Origin of the sequence: Nocardia sp. NPDC127526, assembly GCF_042672265.1 — a bacterium.
Classification (GTDB): domain Bacteria; phylum Actinomycetota; class Actinomycetes; order Mycobacteriales; family Mycobacteriaceae; genus Nocardia.
In genome coordinates this window covers 36,369-48,007 of sequence record NZ_JBHXVO010000010.1, presented here as the reverse complement: position 1 = coordinate 48,007, position 11,639 = coordinate 36,369, and the positions used below count along the sequence as shown (strand labels likewise).

Below are 11,639 nucleotides of genomic sequence, written 5' to 3'. Positions count from 1 at the left end.
TGGTCGTCACAGGGTTCCTGCTTTCAGCCAGGCGATATCGCGGAGTACTTCGGATGCGGTGACCGCGTCCAGGTCGGCGAAGGTGAGATGGCTGCCGCCCGAACCCGGCCCGGGGACCAAGCCGGCGTCGAAGGTCTGCTCCGGATTGGCGCGCGGGTCCCAGGCCATCAGCCCGGGGTGTGCGTCCACCTGGAGATATCCGCCCCGCGGCAGCGGTTTGTCGAAGACCATGATGTGCGCGCCGTCGGTGTTCTCGATCGGTGACCAGCCGCGCCCGGGCAGACCGAGAAAGCGGGTGCTGTCGATCTTCGTGCCGTCACTGGGAATCGAGCGCGCGCCGCGCAATTCCGCCGGAACCGTGAAGATCTCCCGATCGAGTTGCGGGAATGGTTGCAGCAGTTCGTAATCGGCGAACAACTCCGACCAGGCGGGCACTTCGTCGGCGAACTGGACCGGGTGCGCGAGCCCGAGCGTCGCATCCGCGGGCAAGGTGAGCGCCTCGTCGCCGCTGTCGGCGAAGGTGCGATCCTCCGCGACGCGGAACGTGCGCTCGAGGGTCTCACCGTGGTAGACGCCCCACACCAGGCGCCGGGTGATGTGCCAGCGCAATGGATGCGCGATGAACAGGTTCCGTACCTCGTCGAGGGTGAAGCGCCGATTGGTGGCCATGGCGCGTTCGAGCCGCTTGATCTGGTCGGCGGCAATGGCCCGGGCGTCCTTCTTCAGCTTCGCGAAGGTCTTGTGCGCCAGCGCGGCCTGCTCGGCGTCGTCGCCGGCGCCCGGTCTGGGCAAGGTCTTGACCCGCTGCCCGTCGGCGGTCGCAATAATGGGGCGCAGTTGCTCGTCGAACCCGACCACGAATCGGCGCGGCCCGAAATCCAGTTCGATGGCGCCGTCGGCACGCAGCCCGAGATCGGGTACCAGCCGATCGGCGAGCTGATCGGCGCTGAGCCCCATCCGATCCGCCACCGCCTCGATGCGTTCGCGCGCACCCTGGCGCACCCGTGTGGTCTTCACCTTCTCGCTGATGAACTTCAGAGCCAGCAGCGCCGCATCGGACCCGATGGCCACGAACGCGTCGAGCACCGTCACCGACCGCCGATCCGATCGATTCGCCCGCACATGCTCCAGCAGCGCCGCGACGGTGTCGTCATTGCCGTACGCTTCGAGCGCCTCGTACACCCAGTCATGCCGGGCGGGCGCACCCGAGCGCTGCCATTGCGCGAACAATTCCCAGGCGAGGTCGGCCAGCGTTGCGGGATCGCACAATTCGCCGGCGCGGGCGGCGCCGGCATAGGGACGGCCGACGTCGGCGAGCATCAGCATGACGAGGAGATTGTGCAGCGCCGTCTCCGACAGCGGCGCGCCGTCGCGGGTGCGCACCAACGGGAGGGCGGTCACATTGATCCAGTCCGGCACGACCGGGATCCGGCTCGGCAGCAGGGTGAGGGGATCCACGCCGAGCATCGCGTCGACGGCCGCCGCGGTCGGCGCGCCGTATTCGACCGCCGCGCCTCGAATTTCGTCGCCGTAGCCGTGATCGGCCAGCAATCGCAGCACGCGTTCGGCGCTGCGGCGTTCCTTCGCCGCGGCGCCGAGCGCGCGAGGGATCAACCGCTGCGCCACGAACCGGGCATGGCGGCGGAGATAGTTCAGCGCCACGGCCCGATAGGAGCGCCGGTCCAGCCAGAGCACCGCCTGGTCGACCAGCTCCGGGGAGCCGAAGGCCATCAGGCCGCGCCAATCCTTCGGATCGGCGGGCAGCCACCCGACATCCACCCCGGGCGGCGGTGTGAGGCCTTCCACCACAACGGGTTCGGTCCGGATGCGGGTCGTCCACGGCGGGTCGCGCAACAGGTCGGGTGCGACGGCCGCCGCACCCTGCGCGGACTCCGCGCGCCGCCCCTCGGCCTCGATGAGACCGACGGTGGCGGACGGCAATTCGGCCGCCATGGACCGGGCGAGGTCCAGGTGCCCGGCCAGGTGCTCGCGCAGCAGATCGGTGTGCCGCGCGGGGTCGAACAACCGCAATGCGCGCCTCGGGAACCGTTTGGCGGCTTCCCGCACCGCCACCATCGCGGGCGGGTGGCCCGTGCGTCCGGCCAGCGCGAGGAAGGCCGCATCGGTCGGGATCACCGCCAATGCCTGGGCGATCGCCTTGCGCAGCGGCAACCCCGTCTCCCAGTGATCGAACCAGGTCTCGAACACCGCGACCGTGTCGAATCCGGCTCCGTCGATCACGGCGATCGCCGAATCGCCGTCGCACAGTGCCACGCCCTCCACCGGCGCCCACCCGTGAAAGACCCAATTGAGCCGCTGGAGCTGGGCCGGCGTACTCGCCGCATCGACGAGCAGGCGGCACGCGCGGGCATCCTCCGCCGTCACCGCCTCCTCGATATCCGCGGACACCCACTCCCGTTGCGACGGCAGCAGGAAGGAACCGGCCGCTCGGGCGGGCCGTGAGACGCCGCGGAAGCCGTCCAGCAGCGCGATGATGGCGGGCATCTCCTCGTCCGGGCAGGACGCGAGCCGGTTGCGCAGTCCGCCCAGCGCCGCGCGCACCATGGCGTACTCGCTGTCGGGGTAATAGCGGGACGCCTCCCACAGCGGGTCGGTCACCGCCCGCAGCGCGGCCTCGACCGCGAAGACCGGACCGCGCACCGCCCACCAATGATCCAGCAGCGCGGCGACATCCGCTGTGGCCTGCCGCCGTTGCGCGGGCGTCGCCCGGCTCGGCACATCGATGCGCGTGCTCAGCAGTGCGGCCGCCACCTCCATGGGCAGCTCGCCGATCGCACCCGGCGCTTCGGACAGCACCCGGACCGGTCGTGGGTCCCGGGTCCGCAGCCGTTCGATGGCCTGCCCGTAGAACTCCGCACACGCCTGCGCCCGTACTGCCACCGCATCGGCGTCGACCGCCGGCGCCGGCGGCCGCAGCAACCCGTCGCGCCGGTACAGCAACTGCTTGCGCTGCGCTGCCGTCGGCTCGAACACGTCCTCATCGCCCGGCAGTTCCTCCCTGGATGCCGGGCGGTGTTCGGATAACGTCATCGGTCCCCCGTGTCGTACTTCGTGATTCGCGACCGACTGTAATCAGCGCTACCGACAGCCGTTGGGCGCACTACCGCCCGCTGCCCGGGTCGGCGGTGAGGTATTCGAGATCGCGCAGGACTTCCGAGGCGAGTACCGGGTCGAGCACGCCGAAGGGCGCGGTCTTCGCACCCCGCCACCAGTGGTGATCCGGCCCGCCGTCGTTCAACCAGACGCGGTACAGCTCCTGATGATCGCCGCGGGCGTTCGGCGGCATACCGGCGCTGAAGCCCGGATCGACGTCGACCATCACCGACACGCTGCCGAAAGCCCGGAAGACACAGCGAGAATCGCCATTGTCGCCGGGCGCTTCCCGTTCCCAGCCGCGCGGCGACAAGCCCATGACGTTCCCCACCGGAACCTTGATGCCCATGAACCGCTCCAGGCGATCCGCCGCGGCCTCCTCCTCGGTGAGCCGGTAGGTTTCGCGGTCCAGTTGCGGAAACGGTTGCAGGATCTCGTAATCGGCGAAAACCTCGCCCCAGGCCGCCAGGGTGTGGGACAAGTGCAGCGGGTGGGCGATGCCGAGGCGGGCGTCGCCGGGCGGCGTCACGGGTTCGTCGTGGGCGTCGGCGAGGCTGCCGTCCTCGGCAATGCGCACCGACCCGGTGACCGCGCCGTCGGGATCGACGATCGCCCACACCAGCCGGCGCGTCAGCTGACGGACCAGGGGGTGGTCGACGAATAGTTGCCGATGCTCGGCTGGCGACCAGCGGCGGCCCGCCACCATGGCGTGTTCCAGACGCCGGATCTGGCCGCTCGCAATGGTTTTCACGTCCTTCTTGAAGGCGCTGAACTGTTTGACGGCAGCTGCCGCGAGTTCCGGATCGTCCTTGCCGCCGGGCTTGGGCAGGCTCTTGCGTGGCGTGCCGTCGGCATCGCTGACGGTCGGTCGCAATTGTTCGTCGAGGCCGACGATGAACTGCCGCGGACCGAAATCCAGGTGCAGCACGCCATTCGCGGACAATCCGAGATCCGGCACCAGCCGATCGGCGAGCTGCTCGGCGGTCAGGCCGCGCTGCTGTGCGATGCGCGCGATCATGCGCTGCGCCTCGGTCTTGATGCCCTTGAACTTGACCTTCTCGGCAATGCCATTGAGCTGCATGAGCGCGATATCGGTGCCGATCTCGGCGAGCGCCACCATGCCGTTGGCCGCACGCTGATGTGCGGACTCCCCGGGCCACGCCCGGATGAGCGGGGTGAGACGGCGCGCGGTCTCGTCATCGCCGAGCCGGCCGAGCGCGCGCAGCACCCACCCGTCCGCGGCCGGATAGCTCACAGCACCCCACGTCTCGAACAGCGCCCACGCGAACTCGGCCAGGGAGACCGGATCGCCGGCCTCCCGAATCCGGTCCACACCGGCATAGCGCCCGTGCTCGTCGGGGAAGGCCAGCATGGTGCACACCGTGGTGACCGCCTCCGCCGGCAGCGCACGGCGGTTGTCGCGCAGGACGATCGGCGGCAGTGCGGCCGGTATCAACCAGGAGGGCAGTGCCGGAATCGTGGCGGGCAGCAACAGCAGGGGATCGGTGATCAGTTCGGCTTCGAGCGCCGCGACCGCCGCGCTGCCGTACCCGGCGGCCGTTGCCAGCAGCAGGTCGCGATGTCCGCGCCGGGCCAGCAGATGCAGTGCGGCCCAGGCCTGTTTGCGGGGCCGGGCGGGTTTGTCCAGTGCGGCTGCGATGAGATCCGGTGCGGCGGTGGCGATGTGGCGGTCGAACCAGGTGGTCGCGATCCCCGCGGTCCTGCGGCCGCCGAGCAGCCGCGCCATGAGGCGGGTGACCTCGGTGCCCGCCAAGGGTGCGAGCACCTCGGCGCGATCGGCCGGATCCACCTGCACCGCAGCGACTATGAGCGGTACCACCGGGTCGCCGAAGCGGGCGAGGATGCGGTTCATTCCGGAGAACGAGCCCCAGAAGTGTTCCGGTTGCAGCACATCCAGGTGTGGGATGAGCAGCTCGGTAGGCGCGGCACAGAAGGTGCGAATCAGCTTGTAGCGGCGGTCCGAGTGCTGATTCGCCAGCGCGGTGGCGATCACGGCCGGCCAGTCACGGTCCGCGGGCTCGGTCTCGTTCGGGTCCTGGTAGGGGTAGCGGGCGGTGGCCCAGCGCTCCCGCTCGCCTTCCTGCCAATCGAGCGTGACCGGTCGCGGCGTGCCGAGACCGGGTACCACGATCGAGTCGGCCGAAGGCTGCCGCCACTCCCACGGTGGAATCCGCAGGAAATCGGGGAGTTCGTCCGATGCGGCGGTGCCGTCATAGGCGACCGCGCTCGCTGCGGGTTGGATGGTGATGCCGAGTTCGGCGGCCAACTCCGGGTGCATATGGGCTTGGGCGCGCAGCAGTCCGGAGATGACCGGTGTCGGCGCGGTAACCGCCGACAGCAGCCGCAGCGCGCGGCGCGGGAACCGCCCGATCGCTGCGTGCAGGGCGGCGCGCACGGTATTCCGGTCGATCCGGTCGAGCAGCACGGTGAAGGCCTCATCGGTGGGGAAGTGCGCGAGCATCTCCGCCACCGCCCGGTGAATATCGGGCCGCAAACCGGTGTTGTCGAGTGCCTCGGCCATGAACGGCGCGACCGCCGGGCCGATATTCACCGCCACCGCGAACCCCAGGAAGTCCCACGCGAACAGCCCACCCTGCGGCGGCGAGAGCGCGGTCAGCTGGTCGACGGTCGTCGCCGACGACACCATCCCGGTCCAGGCGGAATCCCGATAGCTCGGCCGGTTCTGCATGGCGGCGTGCAGGTCGGCGTCCAGCCATTCCTGTTCTGTCGGAAACAGATACACCGCAGCCAGCCGCGCCGCCACGGTGCCCGGATCGGCACGCAGGACACCGATTCGGTCGACGGCCGCGCGATACTCCGCCTCGGGCAGCTCCGCCAACAACGCACGCAACCGGCGCAGCAGGTCGATGGCGCTGGAGTTGTAGTGCGCCGCAGGATGAATCGAGCGCACATGCCCCTCGTTCGACGGGATCACCATTCCGGACATCCGGATGGCGGCCTCCGCGGCGAAGCCCGCACCGTACCGAGCGACCCAGGCATCCGCCACGGTGACCAGTGCGACCGCATCGCGGTCCCGGCGGCTGACGCGCTGGCCGATCCACGCCACCACCGCCGCGCCGAGCGGAGTCTCGTCCGTGCCGTCGACCATCGCCGATCCGGCCGCCGCGAGATCGGTATACCCCTCGGCCGCAGTGGCTTCCAGTATCGGCCGCACTCGCTCGTCGGTGCGCAGCTCGCTCCACCTGGTCTCGGCCTTCTCGTCCAGCCGGACGGGCCGCGACGGCCCCCGCCCCCGGAACCGGTCGGCCTCGGCCCACCAGGAGTCCGGTACCACCCACGCGTCCTCATCGGCGCGCCGCAGCTCGGTCATGCTGTCCCTCCCCGGTTTTCGGCGATCATGTCCACCTCGCCCCATGATCCCCCGAGTCGTGGAGCGGTGAACGGCAGCGACTCTAGCGAGCGATACCGACACCGGCACGACGAAGCTCGAGGGTTCCAGGTCCGGCTCGGCCGGGTCAGTTGGCCTGTTCCGCGACCGTCGCCGCCAGGATCTGCAAGGAGCGCAGGAATGCTTTCCGATCCGCCGCGGGCAGCTGCGACAGCAATTCCTCTTCGTTGCGCTGGATCTCGGCCTGGGCGCGATCGCGCAGGTCGCGCCCGGCGGGGGTGAGCGAGACGAGATTGACCCGCCGGTCCGCCGGATCCGGTGCACGCGTGATCAGCTCGCGCCGCTGCAGATCGTCGAGCACCGCGATGATGCGGGTCTTGTCCGCGCCGATCGCCTTGGCCAGCGCCGCCTGGGTGTAGACGGGCTCCCCGCCGAGTCCGAGCAGCACGGCATACGCCCACATGGTGAGCCCGTGCCGTTCCAGCACGGGCATTTCCGCCGCCATGAGCGCCCGGCCGAGCGGTGCGATCATCGCGGCGAGATCGGGACGGGGGGCTTCGGGCATGGAAAGAAAATACCGCTTGAACGACTATAGGCTCACGCATACGATAAGCGCATGCCTACAAATAAGCCGGACCTCATCGCCCTGAACGCACGAGCCGTCGAGGTCAGCATCGACCTGGTAGCCCGGCTCACCGCCGCCGATCTCAGCAAACCGACCCCGTGTGCCGACTGGACCCTGCACGGCCTGCTGACCCACATGATCGCCCAGCACCGCGGCTTCGCGGCCTCGGCTCGCGGCGCGAACGACCTCGTGGACTGGAAGACCCGCCCGCTCGGCGACGACCCGGTGCGCGGGTATCGCGAGGCCGCCGCGGATGTCATGGCGGCCTTCGCCGAACCCGGCTTGCTCGACCGCGAGGTCGCGTTGCCGGAGTTCAGCGCCACCCACCGATTCCCCGCCGCGCAGGCGGTGGGCTTCCACCTCGTGGACTATGTCGTCCACTCCTGGGATGTGGCGAAGACGCTGGGCATCCCGGTGCATTTCGATGCCGAGGTGCTGGCGGCGGCCCACGAGGTGGCCGCCGCGGTGCCGGGCGGCGAGATCCGGGTCGCCCCCGGCGCGGCCTTCGCACCGGAGGTCTCCTGGTCCGGCCCGGATGCGCTGGACCGGATCGTCGCCATGCTCGGCCGGTCACCGGAGTGGCCGAAATAATCCGGCCCCCTTGGTGATCGGGCCTACGAGAGATGGCTCAATTCGCGCAGCGCCTCCGATATCGTCATCGGGTCCAGGTCGGCGAAGATGGGGGCGGTGTGATTGTTGCGCTCCCAGTAGTCCTCGTGACCGGTCGAGGCCAGGCGGACGCCGATCTTCTGCTCGTCGAATTCGAGAGCCAGGCCGGCGATGATGCCGGGCTCCAGATCGATGACCAGCGAGCGGCCGCCGCCCAGCACGCGGACCATCTCGGTGGAGACGCCGCCGTCCTGGGGTGCGCTGCGATCCCAGCCGAAGCGGCTCAGGCCCAGGATCTTTCCGGTGGGCACGGTGCGGTCCTGGAACTCGGGCAGGACGCTACCGCGGCGTTCCTCCTCGGTGCAGGCATAGATTTCGCGCTGTAGCTGCGGGAAGGGTTGCAGGATCTCGTAATCGGCGAAGATCTCACCCCACGCCGTGCGGGCGTCGCCGAGGTGCAGCGGATGGGCGATGCCCACCGCGGCGTCCTCGGGCAGCATGACGATGTCATCGGCGGTGTCGGCGTAGCTGCGGTCCTCGGCAATGCGGAACGATGCTGTGGCGCAGCCGTTCTCGTCGAAGGTCGCCCAGATCAGGCGGCGCGACAGGTGCCACAGCAGCGGATGGTCCACGAACAGGCGCCGATGCTCGTCGGCGGGCCAGCGGCGGCCGCTCACCATGGCGCGTTCGAAGCGGCGGATCTGGTCGGCGGCAGCGGATTTCACGTCCTTCTTCAATGCGCTGAAAGCCTTGTAGGCCGCCGCCGCCTGTTCGGGATCATCCTTGGCACCCGGCTTCGGGAGGGACTTGCGGCGACCTGCCGGCCGCCAGCCGTCCTCGCCGCGGATCGCGTCGGAGATGGTCGGCGCCAGCTGCTCGTCGAAGCCGATGACGAAGGCGCGCGGGCCGTAATCGAGGACGAGGGTTCCATCGGCGTCGAGGCCGAACTCGGGGACGAGACGGTCGGCGAGCTGCTCGGCGGTGAGCCCCAGATCCGCCGCGACCTCGGTGATCTTCTCCTGCGCTTTCGTCTCGAGCCCCTTGAACTTCGACTTCTCCGCAATCCCGTGCAGCTGCATGAGCGCCGCATCGGTGCCGATGGCGGTGAGCACATCCAGTCCGCTCACCGCGCGGGCGTGCCCGGCCTGGCCCGGCCAGAGCCGGATGAGCGGGCCCAGGCGGCGCGCGGTCTCGTCCGTGCCGAGCAGTCCGAGAGCGTGCAGCACCCAGCCGTCCTTCGACGGGTAGTCGGCCAGCCGCCAGGCTTCCAGGAGGCCCCAGGCGAATTCGGCCAGGGCATCCGGGTCGGCGGCCGCCCTCAGGTGCGCGACGCCGGCGTAGTCGCCGTTCGGGCCGCTCATGGCCAGCATGGTGCAGGCGTATTCGAGGGCCTGCGTCGGGACCGGCGCATCGTCGGCCCGCATCAGCAGCGCGGGCAGCGTCCGCACCTCGAGCCAGTTCGGGAGCGCGGGGATCTTGGCGGGCAGCTGGAGCAGGGGGTCGGCATCCAGGAGTTCGCTCATCGCGGCGGCGACGCGCTCGCCGAATCGGGCCGCGGCGCTCTCGATCGCCGCGCGATGGCCGCGCTGGGCGAGGGCGCGCAGGGCCGATTCGGCGTGCCCGCGCGCCTTTCCGGCCTTCTCGAGCGCGGTCGCGATCAGATCCGGCAGTGCCGCCGCGAGATTGCGGTCGAACCAGGCGAAGGCGAGCGGGCGGGTCTTCTTGCCGTCCAGCCAGCGCGACATGGACTGTGTCACTTCGGTTCCGGTGACGGGACCGAGGATCGGGATCAGATTGGTCGGATTGGACTGTACGGCGCGCAGCACATAGTTGACGGCGTCCTCGCCGAAGCGCGCCAGAATCCGGCGGAACGCGGCCTCGCAATTCCATGGCCGGCCCGGCACGACCGTCGCGAGATGCGGTCGCACCAGGTCCTCCGCCGCGACGGCGAACATGTGCGGCACCATGTTCTCGTGGGGGCGGTAGTTCCGCAGCGCCTCGGCGAGCGTCTCGGCGGGATTGCTGCGGAGGTTGTGCCACACGTGGACATGCAGTCCCGCCCATTCCTCCCGCTCACCGTCCGCCCAAGTGAGGCGACCGGGCCGGTGCGGCGCGATATCCCGGATCACCACCGGCTTGGTCGCCTTGCGGGAGCCTTGCCACGGCGGGTTCCGCAATATCTCCGGCAGATTCGCCTGGGCGGCAGTGCGCGCCCGCGGATCCACGAACGCGACGATGGCGGGCAGCTCGGCACGGACCTCCGGCCGGGCGTACGCCAGGGTCCGTAGGACCATCCGGGCGAGCGGCGAGCGATCGGCGGCCGGCCGCAGCAGCCGCAGCGCCCGCCGCGGAAATCGTTGTGCCGCAGCGATCAGCGCGGGCAGCACGAAGCGCTGATCGGCGCGCGCCACCAGCACCCCGAACGCTTCATCGGTCGGGAACCGGGACAGGATGTCGCTCACCTGACGCACCGAGTGCTCGGCTATATCCCGATCGCGCAGCATCCGGTCGAGCATGCCCGCACAGTCCGGGCCGAGCCGGGTGAGCATGGAGTAGAGCAGTTGTCTGCCTTGGTCGTACAGGAAGACGTTCGCGCCGAACGGGCGGGTGACACGCTCCAGGGCGGCCCGGTCGGTGACCGAGGCTGCCGGCAGGAGGGACAGGAAGCCCCCGCCGCTGGGCGGCAGTTCCTCGAGATCCGCGGCGACCCAATCGGATTCGGATGGTACGAGGAATGAGGTGGCCACCCGGACCGAGACGGTGGCGGGCGCGGTCCGCAGTCCGGCCAGCCGTGCCACCGCCTCCCGATACTGCTCCTCGGGCGCGGCGGCGAGCCGGGCCCGCATCCGGAACAGGGCGTCCGGTGCGGCGCCGGCCCCGATCTCGCCGGGCGCGAACCGCCGCAGCGTCAGGTTGTATCGGCGCGTGGTGAAGTCGAAGTTCCCGTCGCACGCGAGTCCCGTCCGCAGTGCGGCGGCCTCGGCGGCGAAGGAGATGCCGCGCTCGCGCACCCAATCGTCGGCGGTGTAATACACGGCGACCCCGGTCGAATGGTCAGGCGTCTGTTCGACCGCGAGCGACAGGACGGCGGCTCCGAGCGGTGTGCACGCCGCGGCGTCCCGCAGCGCCTCGGCCCCGGCCTCGGCCAGATCCGTCGCACCGCTCGCGGCCGTGCGCTCGAATATCCCGGTGATCTGTCCCTGTTGTGCGGCGGGCACGGTGGCCCGATCGAAGATTTCGCTCCTGACCGCGGGGCCGTGCTGCGGCCCGAGCCCGCGGGTGGGGGTGGCCAACGCCCACCAGTCGCGAGGCGCTTCCCAGCGGTCCTCCGCCGCCTGGTCGCTACCGAAAGTCGTTGCCGCGTCGAGCATATTTCCCCAATTCGTGGAGCCGTGAACGCCCGCGACTGTAGCGTCTCGATCCGACAATCTCGCGTGCGAGCGCGACGGCCGAACTCCGCCAGCGCCGGCGGCGGCGCTCCGCCACCATCGGTTGGCATGGCAACCAACCTGCTCGACGTGCTACGCGGCTTCTACGCGGCGGAGGCCGCCTACCTCACCGAGGGCGCGGACTTCGCGGGCATGGCCCGATACCTGGCCGAGGATGTCGTGCTGTATCAGGCGGCCGGACTGCCCTACGGCGGCGAGTGGCGCGGGCACGAAGGCATTCGGCGATTCATCGAGACCATGCACGAGGCCTGGGACGCACTGTATTTCGACGAACAGCGATTCGTGAGCGATGAGCACGCGGTGGTGGCGTACAGCCGGGTGCGATTCCGGGCGCGGAACACCGGCCGCATGCTGGAAACCTCACTGCTGCAATGGATCAGCTTCCGCGACGGGCTGGTCACGGAGTTCCGGCCCTACTATCACGACACCCTCGCGGTGGTCGCCGCGCTCGACGGCTCGGCCGCGTGACTCC

At 70.0% G+C, this 11,639-nt stretch carries 6 protein-coding genes; 2 read left to right on the top strand and 4 right to left on the bottom strand.

Going from position 1 to position 11,639, the window contains the following annotated elements:
- Positions 1 to 6 precede the first annotated feature (6 nt).
- The 3 genes from ACFVIV_RS19015 to ACFVIV_RS19005 all read right to left on the bottom strand — a co-directional run bounded on the left by ACFVIV_RS19015 (position 7) and on the right by ACFVIV_RS19005 (position 7,049).
- Positions 7 to 3,051, bottom strand: a complete 3,045-nt coding sequence (locus ACFVIV_RS19015; protein ID WP_379197963.1) for a DUF4132 domain-containing protein — start codon at positions 3,049 to 3,051, stop codon at positions 7 to 9.
- Between the two features lie 70 nt (positions 3,052 to 3,121).
- Entirely contained in the window at positions 3,122 to 6,466 is a 3,345-nt protein-coding gene (locus tag ACFVIV_RS19010; RefSeq protein WP_379197961.1) for a DUF4132 domain-containing protein, read from the bottom strand.
- Positions 6,467 to 6,611: 145 nt separating this feature from the next.
- Positions 6,612 to 7,049 carry a MarR family winged helix-turn-helix transcriptional regulator gene (locus ACFVIV_RS19005; protein WP_379197959.1) on the bottom strand — a complete coding sequence of 146 codons (438 nt, stop codon included), beginning with the start codon at positions 7,047 to 7,049 and terminating at the stop codon, positions 6,612 to 6,614.
- A 51-nt stretch (positions 7,050 to 7,100) separates the two neighbouring features.
- On the opposite strand from ACFVIV_RS19005, the gene ACFVIV_RS19000 reads away from it, so the two are divergent.
- Complete coding sequence (locus ACFVIV_RS19000) at positions 7,101 to 7,700, top strand: TIGR03086 family metal-binding protein (protein ID WP_379197957.1); 600 nt, start codon at positions 7,101 to 7,103, stop codon at positions 7,698 to 7,700.
- A 23-nt stretch (positions 7,701 to 7,723) separates the two neighbouring features.
- Here the strand turns inward: ACFVIV_RS19000 and ACFVIV_RS18995 are convergent, their stop codons facing one another.
- On the bottom strand, positions 7,724 to 11,089 hold the full coding sequence (locus ACFVIV_RS18995; RefSeq protein WP_379197955.1) for a DUF4132 domain-containing protein: 3,366 nt from the start codon (positions 11,087 to 11,089) through the stop codon (positions 7,724 to 7,726).
- Positions 11,090 to 11,215: 126 nt separating this feature from the next.
- Here ACFVIV_RS18995 and ACFVIV_RS18990 point away from each other — a divergent pair, with 126 nt between their 5' ends.
- On the top strand, positions 11,216 to 11,635 hold the full coding sequence (locus ACFVIV_RS18990) for a nuclear transport factor 2 family protein (protein ID WP_379197953.1): 420 nt from the start codon (positions 11,216 to 11,218) through the stop codon (positions 11,633 to 11,635).
- Positions 11,636 to 11,639 lie beyond the last annotated feature (4 nt).